Below are 19184 nucleotides of genomic sequence, written 5' to 3' on the forward strand. Positions count from 1 at the left end.
TCGTCACAAGCAAAGATAAGACGGGCCGACACACTCGCGCCATCGATGTGTCGCTTGCTCGCCCGCGATTGGGAATCGCTCGCCTTACGCTCCGACTGGATGCTAGGCTGGTACGCGCCAGCCCGCTCGCAATTTAGGATAAAGGTCGTTTATGAGCGAGTCCGGGAAATCTTTCAAAAGCACGGAATTATACGACCTTCTCGAGACCTGCACCAATGACGAATTGACCCCCATCGTCGAAGCGCTCACCAAATCGGGGGCAAGCACGCTGAGGGTCAGTCGGACGTTTGAGCGCCATTCTCCCGATCACTACCAATATACCGACCAAATTGGAGACGAAATTTACCGACTGAGCTTTGTCGCGCTCGGACGCGGCGATGGGGAACGCGCTGCCTATGAGAGGATCGTCGCCGGCCTCTGCAAGAAACTTGGGATCGCGGCGGCGAAGGAGGTCGACGCAGCGGAGGCCAACCTACTCAACCTCTTCTCGAAGCGCACACTGCTTTCGGTCCCTATTCAAGATCAGCAATCGGCTGTCGATGATGCGCGCACCGCCGCGTCGGCGGCAGTTGGCGGATTTTGGACCTCGGACGCCTGGCCGCCGCTAGCGTCGTGCATTCTGCAGATCGGCTATCTGAGGGACAAATTAACCGCCGACGGGCGGATAACCGGACGCTCGCTTTCCGAACCGACGTTGGCCGATCCCGCAGCATTGAGCGAAGGAGAAAGTGCCCTCACCATCAGCACCAAAAGCGGCAGTCCGGTCCTCACACTTGCGACGCTTCAAGCAAGCGAGGGCGATAATTGGCGCGATGTCCGCAACGATAGGTCGTCGAGCGACCTGCTCACGCCGATCCTCAAAGCGGCGCAGCCCCTGCTCTCGGCCGAGCGATTGCTGAGCAGCGGCAATTATGCGCGAATCACCCTGCCACCCGGCGCCGACCTCGTCTTCAGCGACAAGTTCAACTCGTTCATCGGCGTCGCTCGCGGGGCCGATAACAAGTTCGCGACCATACTCCTCGATCCGGTCAATCTAGCGAGCATCGCGACGCCGGCCGTGCTGCTGACCTTCGCCACTGCGATGGCCGAGCAGAAGAAACTTGAGGAGATCAATCGCAAGCTCACCGAGATAAAGCTCGCGGTCGAGCGCGTCGCGATGTTTCAGACCGACGAGCGCCGTTCCGTCCTCACCGGGTCGATCCGCTACTTCCAGCAGATCGCCGAAGCGGTTCTGACCGGCGAGTATTCGGACGAGGTGCTGCATGTCATCGAGCAGCACGAGGCCGCGTTAATAAAACTCCAGGAACACATCGCCAAGGATATCGGAGTCCAGGTCGAGGCCATCCGAGCCTTGAAGGACGAGGCTTGGTTCAGTTCGGGCAAGTTCGCGCAGACGATCCAGGACCATCAGAAATTGCTCGAAGCACTCTATCGCGACGTGATGCTGTGCATCCGGGCTCGAGCTTGTGGCTGGCAGCTGCTCCACGCCTATCCGGGTCGCGAGAGGCGCAAGGAATCGAGGCTCAACGACATAAACGCTGCGCTCGATAGGTTTGCGCCGATCGGCGACCTTACCGCAGCGATGGACTGACTGATGCGCGAAAAGATCCAAGGCATCTCTGCGGCCACGACCAAACTTCCGCTGCTCCAAAGCGAGCAGAGCTTCTGCAAGAGATTGGCCGACGAAGCGCAGCAGATCCGAACTGATTTGCGGGATGTCGAGCGCCTAACGACTAGGCGCGAGCAGTCGATCTCGATGGACCTGCGCCTCGAAAATGGTGAGATAGTCGCGTCGCGGATGCTCTGATCGCGCCGTCGAGCGCCGATGCCTGCTCATTGGAGCCAGCGTCCGGGGCGCCGGCCGGGCGTCGTCCGCTCCTGCCGCAAGCTGCCCTTCGCCACAGCCGTCGGGAACGGCCGCTTAGTCCCGCATCTCGCCGTTCGGAGTAAAATATCTGGTCGCTGTGAGCACCGAAGGATCACATTAACAGCTGTCCGCTTCCGGGGAGCCAGGCTGGCGGTCTGAATGTCGCGTTCTGGGTCAAGCTACCGGAGCAATTACTATCGGTATCCCACCAAAGGTCTTTGCTCAGCCATGGGTTTTCCGACAGGAAGGAGGCTAACGTTGCATGAATTGACCGGTTGCCATATCGATTGTCGCGCTGGGTAGATTTCCGGCTTAACGAGGGGGTGTTGCGTGGCTTCCGATGAGGATCTTCTCGGCCAGGAATACTTTCATCTTCAGAAGGTCATAGAGGACTATGACACCAAGACACTTACGGTGAAGGCATGGAGCGTGACCTTCAGCGCCACGGCCATCGGCTTCGCCTACGATAAGCACGAGCGTGTCATTCTAGTGGTAGCCTTGGCATCCTCGCTCGCATTTTGGGTGATGGAAGCACTTCTGAAGGCGAACCAGCAAGCGTATTACCATCGTATCGGCGAGATCGAGACCCACTTCTCGGGAGGTGAGCGGCGAAAGCCGTTGCAGATCGGAGCGGCTTGGGAAGCCGCTTTCAAAGCCGCGGGCGGCTATAATCGGATTTCATCGCTGATGCGGTGGCCGCACGTTTTCATGCCCCATTTGGCGATCGGATTGCTCGCTTTGGTGCTACTGCTCGTTATCCCGCCAGCGCCCCTCCAAGTTCCGCCGCGGGTAGCAGTTAATCAGGTTGGCTTCGCCAAACCGGCGTCCCCTCTTCAGCCAATCGAGCGCGTTGGTCGCATTAGCGCTCTGCCTGACCGAGCATCGCCGCATTAAGCCATGTGCAACTTAAGGTCAGGTGGGGTGATCATTAATGGCGGGCAATCATGCATCAAAAATTGTCCGCGCGGAGATGAACGAATGTCTGCAGTTGAGAAGCGCGGAAGGGCGCGCGAATGTCCGGGTTTGGGTCCGTTGCGTTTCTCTGCTTAACGCTTTGGGCGGTGAACGCTAGTATCGCGAGAAGCGAGGCCTTTGAGTGTCGAAAAGGCGGTGAATCAAGCGCAATACTATGCGCGCACTATGCGATCCGCTTGCATCGATCTCGAAGCACTATGCCGTGACCCGTACATACCGGGGGCGGGCGGGACGCTCGTGATACGAAAGGCACTCAGGCGAAATGTCGTCCGAACCCATCTCGGAGCCCGATCCTACCGGGCTCGTCATCTATGTCGGTCAGGACCGCGCAGGCCATTGGCTGGTCCAGGACAGCCGGCGCACTCTCGAAGGCCGCTTCATTTCCTACGCTGCCGCGATGGGATATGCGCAGGCCGAGCGGGACATCTACCACGCCAGCGTCGAGATCGCCGAACTGCCGCTAACGCCACTCGTGTCCTTTGCGCCCGTCGGTCGCGACGAGCGCGCCTTGCCGCGCGCGGCGTGACGGGAGGAATGGCGATGAACATCCACACTCTATCTATCTCGTCGCGTACTGTCGTCGGCGCGGTCAAGCGGACCTGTACTGCGCAACCCGGCTCGGAAGCGGCGGTCCATGATCCGCGCTGGCCCCGTATCGAGGCCGCCTTGTTGGCATTACGGTCCAGCGGACGGCATGCGGTCCGCATCGTCGATGCCGACTGCGGTGCCGGAACGCTACTGCTGCATGCGCTGGGACATGCGAGGCAGCTGGGATTCACCGCCGTCGAGGGACACGGGATCGATCGATCGTGGTTGTCGATCGGCCGCGCGCGATCGGCAGCGAGGCGTGCTGCCGACCCGGCGCTCGGCGTGGACTTCGAGGTGGCGGACATCGTCGGCGCCTTGCGCGACGAGCAGGACCTGCCGGCCGATATCGTGATCTGCCACGATGTCACACGGGATCAGCGGCCGGAGGCAGCGCGGGCAGTCCGGAACGCCGGGCGGATCGTCATCGCCGATGATGCCGCATGCCATGTCCAGGGAATCGCTGCATGACCCGGCGCGATATCCTCTGGCGCGGCATAGGCGTGGTGCTGGCCATCGGAGCCTGTGGCGTGGCCGCGGCGGTGAACGGGTCGGCGATGGCGATGCTCGTGTTTCCGATCGCGCTGCTGGGCCTGACGCTGATGATCAACGGCAAGCGCGTGGTGGTCGTGCTGCGGGCCGAACGTCATGGTCACGGGCATACCGCCGAAGCGATCCACGCCGTGCGCCTCCGTCGCTCCCGCCGGCGCGTCGATCCGCCCTATTCCTGATTACCGGACACGGAACGCTCATGACCTATTTCAGTTCGCGGGCCGGCGTCCTGTGCGCCGAAGGCGTGCCGCTGCCCGTCATCGCCGAGGCGGTGGGAACGCCCGTCCACGTCTATTCCGCCGCCGCGCTGCGCGATGCCGCGCACCGTTTCAAGTCGGCGCTGGCGGTTCTCCCAAGGGTACGCGTCGCGTTTGCCGTCAAGGCGAACCCGAACGGCGCGGTGCTGCACCTGCTAGCCGGGTGCGGCTTCGGCGCCGACATCGTCTCGGGCGGCGAGATGGGGCGCGCGCTCGACGCGGGGATCGCGGCGTCGGACATCGTCTTCTCGGGCGTCGGCAAGACCGACCGCGAACTCGCCGACGCGCTCGCTGCCGGTATCGGCCAGTTCAACCTCGAGCTGGAAGAGGAGGGCCAAGTGCTCGCTTCGCTGGCGCGCGCGCGGGGCAGGCGAGCGACCGCGGTGCTGCGCGTCAATCCCGACGTCGATGGCCGCACGCATGCCAAGATTTCGACCGGACGGCGCGGCAACAAGTTCGGGGTTGCGATCGCCGATGTCCCCGCGATGTACGATCGACTGTCGCGGCTCGAGGGTCTCGACCTGGTCGGGGTCGCGTTGCACATCGGCAGTCAGTTGCGCGATCTCGCGCCGCTGGAAGAGGCCTATGATCGGATCGGCTGCCTCGTGGCGGACTTGCGCGCGCGCGGCCATGTCATCAGCCGCGTCGACCTCGGCGGCGGTCTCGGCATACCCTACCATGCCGATGACGTGGTTCCGACGCTCGACGCCTATGCGGCGATGGTCGGCAGGGTCACACGCGACTGGGATGTCGAACTCACGTTCGAGCCGGGGCGGGTGGTCGCGGGGCTCGCCGGCGTGCTGATGACGCGAGTGATCTGGGTGAAACCGGGTGCGGACCATCCGTTCGTGATCGTCGATGCCGCGATGAACGACCTAGCGCGGCCGGCTCTGTACGATGCCTTTCATCGCTTCGAGGCGGTCGCGCCGGACGGCGAGCGGATGGTCGCAAATATTGCCGGTCCGGTCTGCGAAAGCGGCGACGTGTTCGCGGTCGCGCGCGACATCGACCGGGTCCGCCGCGGCGACCTCGCTGTGCTGCACGCCACCGGCGCGTATGGCGCGGCGATGGCCTCGACCTACAATTGCCGCGCGTTCAGCCCGCAGATTCTGGTCGATGGCGACCGGTTCGAGATCGTCGCCGATCGCTATCTACCCGAGGAGTTCGCGGCGTAGGGAGGGGCCAGTCAGCTACGCGTGAACGATTTCGAATAGCTCCTCGACCGCGACCGTGCGCCGATCGTCACGCAATGGGCCACCGTTGGTGACAAGACAGCTCGATCGCGTTTTGTCTAATGCACGACGACGTGAACGAATGTCCTAACCTGGGAAATGCAAATAGCCATGCGGATCTCCGGAACTGGGTCAATGCACACCGGCACCCATGGGCTGCGGCAAAGGATCTCCGTAGAAGATGCCCCGGCCATCGGTCGCCAAGTAGATACGGCCGAAGAGGCGAGGATCGCCCGTGATGACTCGGTATCTAAGACCCCATTGGTGCGCGTCGTCGTTAATCCGGAGCCAGCGCGCGCCCGCGTCGGTCGAGCGCCACAGCCCGCCGAATGTCTTCGTGACCCCGAAGGCGTAGAGAGTCGGCACGTGCACGTCGGGTGCCGCCTTGCCGAGACCGAAGCTCACGAAATACATACGACGCAATACCGGATCAACTGGCGTGGACGCCACGAACGTGCGGGCATCGTCGCTGGTGTGGAAGAAGCGGCCTTTCAGGATCAGCCAAAGCTCGCCGGCCGTCCCCGGCGTTGCCGCCGCCATCGGCTGGAACTCACGTGCCGCCGGGCGGGAGTTGGCGATGTTGGCCGGCAATCCCTGCGCGAGTGCCTGCGTGAACGTCTTCGCTCCATCACGGCTGACGAAGATACGCGCACCGGCATAGTCGATCGCGTACCAGGCGAGGGGGGCGACCTTGTCGGCGACCGCATAGGTGCGTCCCGGCAAACCCTTGGGTCGCCACCATATCCGCCCCCTATCGGCCGTGGCGAGCGTCACTAGCCCAGACACCAGAAAGGTGTTCCCATCCGCCGAAACAGTGATCGGTGCCTGGCCATCGGCGTCGATCCGGCGTGGCGCGGCGGACCCGATCGTGATTGGCGGCGCCAGCATCTCGTGCCAGCTGCGGCCTCCATCCTCCGACCAGCCGAGCGCCCCCCCCTCAGGGTTGGGGGTATAGCCTGATGCGCTTCGCACCATGATTCTAGGCGCCACACCGGCATAATCGACATTGTTAGTCTGCGGCAGGTCGGGATCGGCAAAGGCCCGCTCGGGGGCGCGGTCGAGCCGATCGTGGACGAAGCCATGCGTGTCGCCGATGCCGGAAATCAGGTGGGGTCCCTCAGGCGGGCTGACGAGGCTGAGCGGTACCGCCTCTTCGATCCCGGCGACCCAGGGCCGCCAAACCATGTCGGCCTTGTCCGCGTGCTCGGTCCGGAACACCGTCAGCCCGGTGGTATAGGCAAGCGTGGCACCATCGAACGGATCGAACGCCAGACCCGCGATCCAGCCGCCGAACCCGCCCTTATCGAGCAGGAGCCAAGGTGCGCGCGCGAGATTGCGTGAACTCCGCTCCCGTAGGCTCGTCCAGTGCGCGCCCCCATCGGACGACAGCCAGACGGTATCGCGATGGTTCCAGCGATCGACCGTCGACACCGCCAGCCGGCCGGGATGGAGCCGATCGAGGCTGAGCCCCATGTAGCCGCCCTCGGCCTCGTCACCGCGCGCAGGCGTGATGTTCGTCCATCCGTCCGATCTCGGGTCGAGCTTCCAAACCTCGCCTTGTGCGATCCCGTTCGGACCGATGTCGGAGCAGTAATCGATGTAGAGCACGCCCTGTTGGTCTACTGCCGCCTTGACGGGCAGCATGGGCGCGGCTGGACCGCCGGTGACGGCGGTCCAGTTCCGGCCGGCGTCGTTCGAGCGGTACAGGTGTTGCGCCGCGGCGTCTGAAACGCTGGCATACATGGCGCGCGACCGGCCAAGGGCAGTTTCGCTCGGCGGGCCGAAGACCACGAAGGAGACGCCGCCATGGGTGTGGTTCGCGGCGGGACGGCCAAGCCCCTTCCACGGGAAGCTCTCGACCTTGTGCCACGTCCGGCCGCTGTCCTCACTGTCCCAAAGACCGTCGTGCCGCGATCCAAAGAACAGGTGCGTCCGCCGATCCGGGTTGATCGCGAGGCGCTCGCCCAGACCGCGACCGTCCTCGTTGCCGCCCATGCTGAAGGGAACGGGCGTTATCTGCCAGGAAGCGCCGCGATCGGCGCTCCGCATGATCGCCGCAGGCTGGCCGAAGTACATGCCTGCGGCGAGGTAAATGATGTCTGGGTCTACCGGGTCCGGCGCGATGCTTTCGACGCCCATGTAGCTGTTCTGCGCTTGGCCGTCCTGAAGCGCAATCCAGCGCTGCGTAAGGGCATCCCAGCGATAGGCGCCACCCACATCGGTGCGCAAATATGCGAGGTTCCTTTCGGCGACGCTGAACACGATGGCGGGCGAGAATCCGCCGCCACCGATTACGACATTGTTCCATTGGTACGGCAGTTGGGAGGGAACAGGCAAAGTGGGAGCCGCAGCGAGCGAAGCTGCCGCGAGTCCGAGCAGCGGGATAATGAGTTTCACGCGGTCACCCCTCTCCGATGTGTCCAAGTTAGCGAAGTAGAATCGGGACGGATAGTCTAGTCGTCTCAAATAGCGGCCAAAACGCTACAATCGGTTCAGGTGCTGGTTCGTGGCTCGAAAACTCTGTGAACTGGTTCGTATCGTCGGATTAATGTCCGTCCGCTTTCGGGCACGGTACGGTCGATCGCGAACGAACGTATGTGGGTCGTTCAACTTGGGTTCCCCTAGGCGCGGATTTGCCTCAGTAACCCACCTCCAGCGTTACGACCGTAAGGCGGCCGTCGACCCTACCGACCAGAGTGACATTCCCGCCCGGATAGTCCGGTCCGTTCATCGCCATGATTGCGATAGTTGCCATCTTCGCGGTGAATAGAGGTTTGAAGGAGTCCGTGTACGGAGCCGTAACAATCGTCATCCCTGCTTGCTTGTCCGACCATGCCGCGTAGCTCCAAGCGCTATCAATGAATGCTAGGCCGCTACCACCAGCAGGAGAAGGAGGAAGTGCCTCACTTGCTACCTGCCGCTCGTTGCAGTCGATCGGGGACATACGGCCGTTCAAGAGTGTGCCCCCGAAATAGTCCGCCTGTAGAGAATAGCACTCGCCATCATCGAACGAGAGCGTGATTGGGAGAAAGCCACTAGACCATGCCGCGATAAGATGTCCCTTATCCGTCTCCTGGATCTCAAAGGCTCCTACGACCTTGACGTGGCCCGTGCTTGCTCCGCGCTTGTAACCTGGCACGATGGCGAAGCGATCAGCCAACGCATTGTTCGGAAGGCGCGTCAGCGCTGGCGCCGTAGAATCGGTCGGAGTGGCAACTCCAGGCCTGTCTCCCTGTCCGCTAAAGCCTGACGGGGGTACGAACTGCGCATGCCCTCCATTCGCCGCCAGCAGCACAGTCGATGCTATGACGATCCATGCTTTGACTGAACCAATCAGCCTCATATGATCTCCTCCCACCAGTAGGCGGATGAAGTCTATTCCGTGCGACGGAGCAGGTCGACCAGGTCCTGCTTCCAAAACCGGGCAGAGGTGTGCGTGCCGTGACCGCGAGTGTCAGCCGTCTCGGGGACGAGGCGAAATCTGGCATCTCTCATGCGCGCCACCGCACGCTGAGGGTAGTCGAGGTTGCGCGGGTTGATGAAGTCGTCGGCCGAGTTCACCCAAGTCGTGGGCGCCGTGATCGCCTCTAGCTCTGGCCAGGGGTTGTAGGTGCGCGATGCGTCCACTTGGTAGATTAGGTCGTTCGCGTCCGTGCCCTTGATGGACGCTGTAACCCGCTCCCGGGCAAACGCCTCGGCCGCTTCGCGCTCGGCGTATTGCGCTTGGAAGTAAAGGGGTGCGGCACCGGCGACGAAGAGCAGGCTGGCGGCGGTGCGAAGTCCTTGCGTGGGTGGCGTGCGGTACTCTCCACCCGCCCATGCCGGGTCCGCTTCGATCCCATCGATCGCGAGCTTGCGCCACATCCGGTTGAGGCCGGCGATCTCGACCGGCTCGCAGGCTAGCGGCATCAGCGCACGGGAAAAGTCGGGGTGCGTCTCGCCCCAGATTAGGCTGTGCATGCAGCCCATTGAGGTTCCCATGATAAGGCGCATGCGCCTGATGCCAAGCCCATCGTTCAGCAAGCGGTATTGCGCCTCGACCATGTCGTCGTAGTCATAGTGCGGAAAGCGCATGTGCAGGCCGTCGGAAGGTTTGGAAGACTTGCCGTGGCCGATCCCGTCCGGGAGAATGATCCAGTAGCGCTTGATGTCGAGCGGCTGGCCAGGGCCGTAGAGCTCGTCGGCGAACTGTGGGGCGAGGAACTGGCGGCCGGTGCCGCCGGTGCCGTGTAGGACCATCACAGCATTATCAATCTCACCCTTGGCGTTCCGGTGAGGCGATCCGAGCGTCGTGTAATTGATGCGCAACTCGGGAATAGTTTCACCGGAACGAAGGCGGAAATCACGGACCGTGAACTGCGCGTCGCGCGCCGGCCACTTGGAAACCGATGGCGCAGACTTGCTCGCCGGAGTGAGCGGCGGGGTCTGGGTGGTCGCGGCTTGGAGGAGCAGAAGTGGCAGGAGATACAGCATGGCGCATCGTCGCGCCTGATCGACTACGGTGCAAGCGGGCATTCCGAACCGCCATACGCGTGCCTTTCATGCGTTCGAGCTGGATGGCTTCGTGATCGGGCACTCGACTTTCGGGCATCTGACTTCGGGCATGAACGAATGGCCAATTTCGGGAAGTGCCTTTTCAAGCTTCAACGACTGCTTCTGGGTCTCGCCGGCCCCAAGCGGCCGGGCAGTTCCGCCTAATTGCGGACATTGCTTCTCTGATCCAGAGTGCAGGACATGGAGACTAACCACACTGCCAACGATACCCGCTTCGGCGTAGTAAGCCGAAAAGTTGGTGCGGTCATCGGCCTGACCTCTGGCGCTGTATTCCTCGCGTTTGCGCTGGCGGGCTATGAAAGCGCGGGCTCTTGCGCTGCCGCGTCGCTGCTGGTCGTTCTTCTAGGAATGCGAATGAGTTGGCCAATGCGTCATGAACGTTGGTTTTGGCCTCTATTCGCCGGGGTAGCCGTCCTTCATGCCTTCGCCGTGATACAGGCGCCCGAAATCGAGGCTCGACCCTCTTACGAGTATGTGCCCTACGTGCTCGCCGATCTAGCAGTGGTTATGGCGGTCGTGTGGGTCGCCACCAAGGCGTTCGCGAAGGGCAGCTAACCACCAAAAGCGGCCATTCCGCTTACGCCCATCTCCAGACGTTCATGCCGGCGATCCGGGTTCCCGATATAAGCCATTCGTTCATTTGACTCGGCAAATGGAGTAAACCCTCATCCATCAGCAAGGTCCTCAAGAGAAGGTTTCGGCAACCACTATTAGGTAGGGGTCGCTCATGAGCGCCGAAAACCGCACCGTGACACTGAGGGCAAGCAGGCTGAAGATTCTGCCGCAAGCGATTGTGCTTGCAGCATTTTTGCTTCCATTCTTGCTCCTAGCTATTATTTCCGGTTACGCCCTGGCCGGTAAACATCACGTAGAACTAGCCGATATTGCTATTTTTGCGATTATGGTAGCTATACCGCTCATCTTCACGTGCCTTTTAGTGCGCACGCTTCGTCGGTTAGCTGATCCTGATTTGCTCAGCGTGACTATAGACGGGGTGGAACTGACCGTGAATGGCACGAGGCTTTACCATTCTTGGTCCGCCTTGGGAAAACCCGTATTGCAACTTTCGAATAGTAAAAGTGCGGCGCGCTCGATAGTATTACCTCAACACAGTGGCGGCAAGCTAGTCATATTGGCCGAGGACTATGAGTGTGATCCCCGTGATATACTGATAATCTTAGAACAAGCTAAGGCCGGGTTTTTAACAGAATCGGTCAGAAAGCCCTCGAACGCACTATATGCGTTTTTGGCAATTCCGGCTTCGTGCATCACGCTTAGCGCTTCCATTATCGGCGTGATGTGGATCGCTTTGAGATAACCAATCAATCCGGACGTAGTTATCCAACCCATGGTGCCGGAAGCGGCCGGTCCGCTTTCCTTCCCATAACGAACGATCATTCGCCAAGCTCAGTCAACGCGGGGATGAACGAATGTCTGGAGTTGGGAAGCGGGGAAGGGCGCGCGAATGTCCGGGTATGGGTCTCTCAAACCTCGGTGCGTTCTGCCAATTCCAAAGCGTCCTCCACGTCAACGCCCAAGTAGCGCACCGTGCTGTCGATCTTGGCATGGCCGAGAAGGATCTGAACAGCGCGGAGGTTACCAGTCGCCTTGTAGATGATCGATGCTTTCGTGCGCCGTAGCGAATGCGTCCCATAATCCTGCGCTGGAAGGCCGATGCCGACCACCCACTCGCGCACAAGGCGGGCATATTGCCGCGTGCTCATGTGGTCCATGTAGTCGTTGCGGCTCGGGAAAACGAAGTCGTTCAGTGTCCCCCCACGTCGCTCCAACCATGCCCGCATCGTCTTTCGCGCCGTGTCCATTATCTCGAACTGAACCGGACGTTTGGTTTTTTGCTGAACCACGACGGCGCGATCACGGACGCGCCCGCCGGAAACTACATCGCCGATCCGCACCCTGACAACGTCACAGCCGCGCAGCTTGCTGTCGATGGCGAAGTCGAACAGCGCTCGGTCGCGCAGTCGCCTCTGCTGGTCGAGCCAGAAGCGAATGGCCCAGACCTGTTGCTGTTTCAGCGCCCGCTTCGCACCAATCAGCCGGCCTTCGTTCCAAGGCCGAAGTTCGTGAAAGGCGGGGTCCATTGACGAGTGACCCATCGATCATCTCCATCGGCCCACATCGGTCGATCGAGTAGACGCATGCGCAGTAAACCGTCGGTTTAGAAATGTGGTTGATCAGCCGTCGATGATGCTGAACGAGCTGTCGGTTTCGGGCGGCGCCGCGCAGTCTCTGTGCGGCCGGAAGTGGGTCTGGAAGCAGATGCCGTGCTTTGGCAGCCCTCAAAGCGTTAGGGATGCTTCATTCACCATCTAACACGACGTTGACATTGGCTGATGCACGTATGGCCCTCCGCTCGCTTTGATGGCTTACCCAAGCCTTGGTGCGTTCACAGCGACGGCATCGAACGGTGATCGTCCGGCCGCGACGGACGATCTACCTTCTGTCCGCTTCGGTCCTCAAAGCCCCAATTGGCAGCATTCAGTGCAAACGTCGCAAAACCCAATAAGCTAATTGGTATAGACAGGGGTTTGATTCTGGTTTGTAAATAGGTATGCTCATGATCAATTAGCCGTCAGGCAATTGCGATGGGAGCGGGAATGAGGGGTTGTGGGGTGCTGTTGGCGATCGTGACTGCCGCGGCGGCCCCGATCAGCGTTAACGCCAAGATCGTAACGGCCAACGCCGCAGGGTCCCTCGCTGCCGCTATTCGCAATGCGAAGCCCGGCGACACGATAGTCATGGCAAATGGTACTTGGTCCGATATCGCCATCGTGATGGCGGGACGGGGGACTGCAGGACATCCCATCACATTGCGCGCCGAACATCCTGGCAAAGTTGTTATCACAGGCCGCTCGAGCCTTAAGATCGCCGGCCGTCATATGGTCGTGGCGGGCTTGGTATTCCGAGATGGCTATGCGCCGAACGGTGAGGTGATCGCTTTCCGCAACGGCTCCAAGGAATGGGCGGAACATTCCCGGCTGACCGATGTCGTCGTCGATCGGTTCAATCACCCCGATCGCCGCAAGGAGGACCATTGGGTTGCACTATACGGCCGCGATAACCGCGTTGATCACGCGCACTTCGAGGGCAAGGCGAACGGCGGGGCGATGATGGTCGTGGTACGCGATGCTGCGCGGCCGCTCGATAATCGTCACCGGATCGACCATAACTATTTCGGACCGCGACCCGTGCTGGGATCGAACGGCGGCGAGACGATCCGCATCGGTACGAGCACGGAATCGGCAAGCGCCTCGCATACCATCGTCGAAGACAATATCTTCGAGCGCTGCGACGGGGAGGTCGAGATCGTCTCGGTAAAGTCGGGTGGCAACATAGTCCGGCGTAACGTGTTCCTCCAGTCGCAGGGTTCGGTGGTCTTGCGCCACGGCGATGGCAATCTGGTCGAGGACAACGTCTTTCTTGGCGGCGGCATCGCACATACCGGCGGCGTACGCGTGATTAATCGCGGCCAGATTGTCCGGGGTAATTACATGGAGGGGCTCGCCGGAACTGAGTTCACCAGCGCGGTCACGGTGATGAACGGCGTACCGAACTCGCCGATCAACCGCTACGTACCCGTCAGCGACGCGCTGATCGAGCGCAACAGCGTCATCGATGGTTCGCGGATCACGTTTGGCGCAGGCGCGAGCGACGAGCGATCCGTGGCGCCGACGGCAACGCAGTTCACGGACAACCTCATCGTCAATACCGGCGGGGCCGATCCTTTTCGCGCGGAGGCGTCCATCGCCGGTATTCGGTTCGAGGGGAATGTCCGCACGACGACCGGTTCGCTGGCGCTTCCGATCGATCGCAGGGCGGTAAACCTCGCGCGTGCCGCCAATGGCCTGTTGTATCCGACCGACAAGGCCTTTGCCGAACTTGGTGCATCGCGCGCGCTGAAACCCATCGCGAAGTCTGACGTGGGCGTGGCCTGGTACCCAAAGCCGGCGAGCATGGTGGTCGCGTTCGGGAGCGGGCACGTGCGGCCCGTGGTGCGTAACGCCGTCGAGCTGGCCAAGGCGGTGGCGACGGCCGAGACCGGTGACACGATCGCGCTGTCGCCCGGACGTTATCGGCTTACCGCGCCGCTGGTGGTGGATCGGACGTTGACGCTTGCCGGGCCGGTCGGCCGCACGGCGGTGATCAGCTACACGCCGGCAACGCTGTTCGTCGTCCGCGACGGTGGGCGGTTGCGGCTCGACCGTCTTGCGATCTCCGGGGTCGCGACCCCAAGCTTGTCGGGCAATGCGGTCATCCGCGCAGCGCCTATGCTGTCCAATTACGCGATCGAGATCGACGACAGCGGCTTTTCCGGCATGGCACAGGCGTCCGGTTTCGATGTCGTCGCGACCGCCGAGGCGTCGCTTGCCGAACGGATCGCAATCCGCGGCAGCGACTTCGCGGACATATCGGGGGCCGTGATCGCGGCGCATGCGGAGACAGGCACGAAGGGCCTTTACAGCGCTGAGCACGTGCTGATCGCCAACTCCCGGTTCACGCGCGTCGGGACGATCGCAGACGTGTTCCGCGGGGGTGCCGATGAGAGCACCTATGGTCCCCATTTTCGGCTGACGGGGTCGACCATCACGGACAGCGGCAAGCCGGCGGGATCGATCCTGCTGTCGGGCGTGCAGGAGACGGACATCAGCGACAACCGGTTCGCGCGCAGCGGTGGAATCGTCGCGGCGCATAGCGTCGGGTCGCCGCTGACCCGGGTCGCCGACAACGTCTTCGTCGACACCGCGACGCCCGTCGTCCGCGAACTGTTCCACAAGGGGCCGCCACGAGCCCTGATCGCCGCAAACACCGTGAGAGGATCCCAGTAATGCGCGTATCGCGCCTTTTCCCCAGTATGGCCGCCGGCCTCGCCATCGTCGCATCGATGGCCTCTGCACAGTCGGTGGTCGCCCCCGATCCGGTCGCTGCGCCCGTACTATTCAAGCCTGCCGCGATGGCGACCATGACCGGATCGGGCGCCAAGTCTCCGCTGTTCGGCGAAGAGCTGCGCCGGGTTCGCCGCACGGTCGATGCCGCGATCAAGGCGGGGATCAACGTTCCGGTGCCCAAGGACCCCGGCGGCGGGGCGACCCACGAGCAGCACAAGCGCAACTACATCGCGCTCTATGGGGCTGGGATCCTGTACCGGATCACCGGGGACCGCATCTACGCCGATTACGCGCGGCGCATGCTGCTCGAATATGCCCGGCTATATCCAACGCTCGGGGCGCATCCGGCGGCCGCGAACGAGGCGGCGGGGCGGCTGTTCTGGCAAAGCCTCAATGACAGCGTCTGGCTGGTCTATGCGGTGCAGGGCTATGATGCGATCCGCGACACGCTGTCGGCAGCGGACCGCAAGACGATCGACGATAATGTGTTCCGGCGCATGGCGACGTTCCTCTCGGAGGGCCAGCCGAAGATCTTCAACCTGATCCACAACCACGCCACCTGGGCGGTCGCGGCGGTCGGTATGACCGGGTACGTGCTGCGCGACCGGGCGCTGGTCGACAAGGCGCTGAAGGGATCGGACCTCAGCGGCAAATCGGGCTTCATCGCGCAGGTCGACCAGCTGTTCTCGCCCGCCGGCTATTACACCGAAGGGCCCTATTACCAGCGCTATGCGATGCTGCCGTTCGTGCTGTTCGCCAAGGCGATCGAGACCAACGATCCTGGCCAGCGCATCTTCGCGCACCGCGACGGCGTGCTGGTGAAGGCGATCCGTACATCGATCCAATTGACCTATGACGGCTATTTCTTTCCGCTGAACGACGCGATGCCGGACAAGAGCCTGAAAACCGACGAGCTCTATCAGGCGGTGGCGATCGGGTATGGCGTGACCAGGGACCCGACGTTCCTGTCGATCGCGCAGTGGCAGGGGCAGACCGTGCTGACCCCCGACGGACTGCTCGTGTCGCAGGATCTGGCGGCAGGCAAGGCCCAGCCGTTCGTCTATACCTCGCAGCTATTCAGCGACGGACCCGACGGCAAGCAGGGCGGCATCGCGGTCATGCGTGCCGGACCCGGCGACCGAGACGAAGTGGTGGTCGCGAAAAACACCGCGATGGGCCTAGGGCATGGCCATTTCGACAAGCTGAACTGGCTGTTCTACGAAAATGGCAACGCGGTCGTGACCGATTACGGCGCCGCGCGCTTCCTGAACGTCGAGAGCAAGGACGGCGGGCGATACCTCAAGGAAAACGAGAGCTGGGCAAAGCAGACCGTCGCGCACAACACCTTGGTGGTCGACCAAGCCAGTCATTTCGGCGGCAAGTGGAAGGTCGGCCAGACGCTGGCGCCGAAGCAGATCTATTTCTCCGGCGACGGCGCGACCAAGGTCAGCATCGCGGAAATGACCGGTGCCTATCCCGGCGTCGTCTTCCGCCGGACGCTGGTGCAACTGCCGATCCCCGGCGGTGCGACGCCGGTGGTGGTCGACCTGCTCCATGCGGCCGGCGGCACGCCGGCCACCTATGACCTGCCGTTGCATTATAGCGGCCATATCACCGACGTCGGATTCCCGGTGCAGTCGAACGGCAAGGCGCGGCCAGTGCTTGGGACGGCGAACGGGTATCAGCACATCTGGGTCGATGCCGTCGGTACGCCAGATCCGACCAACGCGACTGTCACATGGCTCAAGGGTGGCCGGTTCTACACCTATCGCGTGCTGCCTCCGCAGGGAGCGACGATGATCCTCGGCGAGAGCGGCGCCAACGATCCGCGGTTCAACCTGCGTCGCGAGCCGATGCTGATCCAGCGCGTGACGGGCGCGACCACGACGGACTTCGTCGGCGTACTCGAGCCGCATGGCGCCTATGATCCATCCGCCGAAACGACGGTGGGCGCGAAGTCACGGATCGTTGCCCTGCACCATGTCCGCGGCAAAGACGGCGATGTCGTGGTGCTCGATCTCGGTAACGGCGGCGCCGTCACGCTCGGCATCGCCGAGAACGCCGATCCGGCGGCCGCACACAGCGTCGCGATCGAGGGGCGGGCGGTCAGCTGGAAGGGGCCGTTCGCACGCTTCGACACGCCCAAGGCGGTGAAATAACATGGTCGCGACGTCGAAGACTCCTCAGGTCGACGGGCCGGGGCGGAAAATCCAGGGGCTGCGGTGGTGCGTGATCGGGCTGATCGGGCTGGCGACCGTCATCAACTATATCGATCGCAACGCGCTGGCGGTGATGTGGCCCGCAGTGTCGAAGGACATCGGTGCGGACAAGGCCGATTACGCGCTGCTCGTGACGGTGTTCATGCTGGCCTATGCGGTCGGGCAGTCGCTGTTCGGGCGCATTCTCGACGTGATCGGCACGCGGCTCGGCTTCGTGGTGTCGATCGCGGTGTGGTCGCTGTCGATCGCCTTGCACGCGGCCGTCCGCTCGCTCGGAATGCTGGCGGTGCTGCGCGTCACGCTGGGGACGAGCGAGGCGGGCAATTGGCCCGGCGCGGTGAAGGCGAACGCGACGTGGTTTCCGCCGCGCGAACGCGCACTGGCACAAGGCATCTTCAATTCCGGCGCGGCGATCGGCGCGATCATCTCGGCGCCGCTCGTGGCATTGCTCTATGTCCAGATCGGCTGGCGCGCCACGTTCCTCATGGTCGGTATCCTCGGCTTCCTCTGGCTGTTGCCGTGGCTGTGGCTGTACCGCGGCGATCCCGACGCGCATCCCTGGCTGACTGAGGCCGAACGGGCTCATATCAACGGCGCGCACGAGGACGGCGCCGCGGCGTCGACCGGTTACGCGCCGACGATGCGCGGGCTGCTGCGGCATCGCCAGAGCTGGGCGATCATCGTCAGCCGCTTCTTCCTCGATCCGGTCTGGTGGCTGTTCGTCTCGTGGCTGCCGATCTATCTCGCGGAGACGTTCGGGTTCGACGTCAAGCAGATCGGGCTGTTCGCCTGGGTGCCCTATGTCGGCGCGATGCTCGGCAGCCTGAGCGGCGGCTGGCTGTCGGGGCGTCTGATTCAGGCGGGCTGGCCGGTGCTGCGTGCGCGTAAGGTGGTCATCACCGGGGGCGGGGCGATCATGCTGCCGGCGCTGCTGCTGACGATGGGCGCGGCGACGCCGCTGGCCGCCGTGCTGCTGATCGCCGTCGTCCTGTTCGGTTTCCAGGTGGCCATCAACAACATCCAGACGCTGCCGAGCGACTATTTCGCCGGCGGTGCGGTCGGCAGTCTTGCCGGGATCAGCGGCACCGCAGCGGTTGCCGGCACGCTGATCACGACTTGGCTTGTGCCGAGCATGACCGCGCAAAGCTACGCACCGATCTTCGCGCTCAGCGCGGCGATCGTTCCGGTTTCCATCGCCGCCCTCTGGCTGCTGGGCGGCTCGCACGCTCCAGTCGCACCCGAGGGCGGCATCACCACCAAGCACAAAGGGTTACGTCCATGAGGTTCACGAACAAAACGGCCATCGTCACGGGTGGCGGGCGCGATATCGGCAAGTCGGTCTCGCTGCGGCTCGCCAGCGAAGGCGCCAAGGTCCTCGTCAACTATCGCAGCGACGAGGCCGCAGCACAGGCGACCGTCGACGAGATTGCCGCCGCGGGCGGCACGGCCGTGCTGTTCCGGGCGGACGTGACGAAGGCGGCCGAGGTCACGGCGATGGTCGAGGCGACGGTGGCGGCATTCGGCGGGACGATCGACATTGTCGTCAACCTCGCCGGTGGGATGATCGCGCGGAAAACCATTGCCGAGATGGACGAGGCGTTCTTCGACACGGTCATGGACCTGAACCTGAAATCGGCATTCCTGGTGACCAAGGCGGCGCTGCCGTACATCCCGAGCGGTGGGTCGATCGTCAACATCGCCTCGCTCGCCGGACGCGATGGCGGGGGGCCGGGCGCAACGATTTATGCGACGTCGAAGGGTGCGCTGATGTCGCTGACGCGCGGTCTGGCGAAGGAGCTGGGCCCGCAGGGTATCCGGGTGAACGCGCTGTGCCCGGGTCTTATCGGCACCAGCTTCCACGATATCTTCTCCAAGCCTGAGGGGCGCAAGGCGACCGCTGGCAACACCCCGTTGCGGCGCGAGGGGCATCCGGACGAAGTCGCCTCCGCGGTCGCGTTCCTGGCGTCCGACGACGCGTCGTTCCTGACCGGCACGAACGTCGATATCAATGGCGGGTTGTTCTTCTCGTAAGACCG

Annotated in this window: 17 protein-coding genes; 13 read left to right on the top strand and 4 right to left on the bottom strand. The window is 62.8% G+C overall.

The window, feature by feature from the left end:
• The first annotated feature begins 151 nt into the window (after positions 1–151).
• The 7 genes from ASE79_RS19690 (at position 152) to lysA (ending at position 5411) form a co-directional block, all read left to right on the top strand.
• Complete coding sequence (locus ASE79_RS19690) at positions 152–1591, top strand: hypothetical protein (protein ID WP_056420924.1); 1440 nt, start codon at positions 152–154, stop codon at positions 1589–1591.
• 3 nt (positions 1592–1594) lie between these two features.
• On the top strand, positions 1595–1807 hold the full coding sequence (locus tag ASE79_RS19695) for a hypothetical protein (protein ID WP_056420927.1): 213 nt from the start codon (positions 1595–1597) through the stop codon (positions 1805–1807).
• A gap of 390 nt (positions 1808–2197) precedes the next feature.
• The gene (locus tag ASE79_RS19700) at positions 2198–2761 is read left to right on the top strand and encodes a hypothetical protein (protein ID WP_056420929.1); all 564 of its coding nucleotides are present in this window, start codon (positions 2198–2200) and stop codon (positions 2759–2761) included.
• A gap of 343 nt (positions 2762–3104) precedes the next feature.
• Positions 3105–3368, top strand: coding sequence for a hypothetical protein (locus ASE79_RS19705; protein ID WP_056420932.1), 264 nt, complete (start codon positions 3105–3107; stop codon positions 3366–3368).
• A gap of 14 nt (positions 3369–3382) precedes the next feature.
• Entirely contained in the window at positions 3383–3898 is a 516-nt protein-coding gene (locus ASE79_RS19710; RefSeq protein ID WP_156359793.1) for a methyltransferase domain-containing protein, read from the top strand.
• Positions 3895–4158, top strand: coding sequence for a hypothetical protein (locus ASE79_RS19715; RefSeq protein WP_056420934.1), 264 nt, complete (start codon positions 3895–3897; stop codon positions 4156–4158). Before ASE79_RS19710 ends, ASE79_RS19715 begins: the two co-directional genes overlap by 4 nt.
• Positions 4159–4178: 20 nt before the next feature.
• Positions 4179–5411 (top strand): diaminopimelate decarboxylase, encoded by a 1233-nt coding sequence (gene lysA, locus ASE79_RS19720; protein ID WP_056420936.1) that lies wholly within the window; start codon positions 4179–4181, stop codon positions 5409–5411.
• A 189-nt stretch (positions 5412–5600) separates the two neighbouring features.
• Here the strand turns inward: lysA and ASE79_RS19725 are convergent, their stop codons facing one another.
• From ASE79_RS19725 to ASE79_RS19735, 3 genes are all read right to left on the bottom strand, one after another.
• Complete coding sequence (locus ASE79_RS19725; protein ID WP_235517091.1) at positions 5601–7865, bottom strand: sialidase family protein; 2265 nt, start codon at positions 7863–7865, stop codon at positions 5601–5603.
• A gap of 241 nt (positions 7866–8106) precedes the next feature.
• A complete protein-coding gene (locus ASE79_RS19730) occupies positions 8107–8811 on the bottom strand; it encodes a hypothetical protein (protein WP_156359794.1) in 705 nt (234 codons plus the stop codon).
• A 32-nt stretch (positions 8812–8843) separates the two neighbouring features.
• Complete coding sequence (locus ASE79_RS19735) at positions 8844–9941, bottom strand: alpha/beta fold hydrolase (RefSeq protein WP_056420946.1); 1098 nt, start codon at positions 9939–9941, stop codon at positions 8844–8846.
• A gap of 261 nt (positions 9942–10202) precedes the next feature.
• On the opposite strand from ASE79_RS19735, the gene ASE79_RS19740 reads away from it, so the two are divergent.
• Positions 10203–10577, top strand: a complete 375-nt coding sequence (locus tag ASE79_RS19740) for a hypothetical protein (protein WP_056420949.1) — start codon at positions 10203–10205, stop codon at positions 10575–10577.
• Between the two features lie 172 nt (positions 10578–10749).
• A complete protein-coding gene (locus tag ASE79_RS19745; RefSeq protein ID WP_056420952.1) occupies positions 10750–11340 on the top strand; it encodes a hypothetical protein in 591 nt (196 codons plus the stop codon).
• A 166-nt stretch (positions 11341–11506) separates the two neighbouring features.
• On the opposite strand, the gene ASE79_RS19750 is transcribed toward ASE79_RS19745, so the two are convergent.
• A complete protein-coding gene (locus tag ASE79_RS19750; protein ID WP_093401111.1) occupies positions 11507–12124 on the bottom strand; it encodes a tyrosine-type recombinase/integrase in 618 nt (205 codons plus the stop codon).
• 516 nt (positions 12125–12640) lie between these two features.
• On the opposite strand from ASE79_RS19750, the gene ASE79_RS19755 reads away from it, so the two are divergent.
• The 4 genes from ASE79_RS19755 to ASE79_RS19770 are packed head-to-tail and all read left to right on the top strand — an operon-like array spanning position 12641 to position 19179.
• The gene (locus tag ASE79_RS19755; RefSeq protein WP_082445481.1) at positions 12641–14869 is read left to right on the top strand and encodes a polysaccharide lyase 6 family protein; all 2229 of its coding nucleotides are present in this window, start codon (positions 12641–12643) and stop codon (positions 14867–14869) included.
• Positions 14870–14895: 26 nt separating this feature from the next.
• Positions 14896–17088 (top strand): alginate lyase family protein, encoded by a 2193-nt coding sequence (locus ASE79_RS19760; RefSeq protein WP_200910426.1) that lies wholly within the window; start codon positions 14896–14898, stop codon positions 17086–17088.
• A gap of 1 nt (position 17089) precedes the next feature.
• Positions 17090–18430, top strand: a complete 1341-nt coding sequence (locus tag ASE79_RS19765; protein ID WP_055876797.1) for an MFS transporter — start codon at positions 17090–17092, stop codon at positions 18428–18430.
• Complete coding sequence (locus ASE79_RS19770) at positions 18427–19179, top strand: SDR family NAD(P)-dependent oxidoreductase (protein WP_056420966.1); 753 nt, start codon at positions 18427–18429, stop codon at positions 19177–19179. Before ASE79_RS19765 ends, ASE79_RS19770 begins: the two co-directional genes overlap by 4 nt.
• Positions 19180–19184: the final 5 nt, after the last annotated feature.

The organism is Sphingomonas sp. Leaf28 (assembly GCF_001421685.1).
In the GTDB taxonomy this organism is placed as follows: Bacteria; Pseudomonadota; Alphaproteobacteria; order Sphingomonadales; family Sphingomonadaceae; genus Sphingomonas; species Sphingomonas aurantiaca.

What these genes read in the sequence shown, in the direction of transcription:
- lysA (WP_056420936.1), top strand. Translation starts at nt 4,179, where the DNA reads ATGACCTATTTCAGTTCGCGGGCCGGCGTCCTGTGCGCCGAAGGCGTG.
- ASE79_RS19715 (WP_056420934.1), top strand. Translation starts at nt 3,895, where the DNA reads ATGACCCGGCGCGATATCCTCTGGCGCGGCATAGGCGTGGTGCTGGCC.
- ASE79_RS19690 (WP_056420924.1), top strand. Translation starts at nt 152, where the DNA reads ATGAGCGAGTCCGGGAAATCTTTCAAAAGCACGGAATTATACGACCTT.
- ASE79_RS19750 (WP_093401111.1), bottom strand. Translation starts at nt 12,124, where the DNA reads ATGGACCCCGCCTTTCACGAACTTCGGCCTTGGAACGAAGGCCGGCTG.
- ASE79_RS19705 (WP_056420932.1), top strand. Translation starts at nt 3,105, where the DNA reads ATGTCGTCCGAACCCATCTCGGAGCCCGATCCTACCGGGCTCGTCATC.
- ASE79_RS19765 (WP_055876797.1), top strand. Translation starts at nt 17,090, where the DNA reads ATGGTCGCGACGTCGAAGACTCCTCAGGTCGACGGGCCGGGGCGGAAA.
- ASE79_RS19770 (WP_056420966.1), top strand. Translation starts at nt 18,427, where the DNA reads ATGAGGTTCACGAACAAAACGGCCATCGTCACGGGTGGCGGGCGCGAT.
- ASE79_RS19735 (WP_056420946.1), bottom strand. Translation starts at nt 9,941, where the DNA reads ATGCTGTATCTCCTGCCACTTCTGCTCCTCCAAGCCGCGACCACCCAG.
- ASE79_RS19760 (WP_200910426.1), top strand. Translation starts at nt 14,896, where the DNA reads ATGGCCGCCGGCCTCGCCATCGTCGCATCGATGGCCTCTGCACAGTCG.
- ASE79_RS19730 (WP_156359794.1), bottom strand. Translation starts at nt 8,811, where the DNA reads ATGAGGCTGATTGGTTCAGTCAAAGCATGGATCGTCATAGCATCGACT.
- ASE79_RS19745 (WP_056420952.1), top strand. Translation starts at nt 10,750, where the DNA reads ATGAGCGCCGAAAACCGCACCGTGACACTGAGGGCAAGCAGGCTGAAG.
- ASE79_RS19755 (WP_082445481.1), top strand. Translation starts at nt 12,641, where the DNA reads ATGAGGGGTTGTGGGGTGCTGTTGGCGATCGTGACTGCCGCGGCGGCC.
- ASE79_RS19710 (WP_156359793.1), top strand. Translation starts at nt 3,383, where the DNA reads ATGAACATCCACACTCTATCTATCTCGTCGCGTACTGTCGTCGGCGCG.
- ASE79_RS19695 (WP_056420927.1), top strand. Translation starts at nt 1,595, where the DNA reads ATGCGCGAAAAGATCCAAGGCATCTCTGCGGCCACGACCAAACTTCCG.
- ASE79_RS19740 (WP_056420949.1), top strand. Translation starts at nt 10,203, where the DNA reads ATGGAGACTAACCACACTGCCAACGATACCCGCTTCGGCGTAGTAAGC.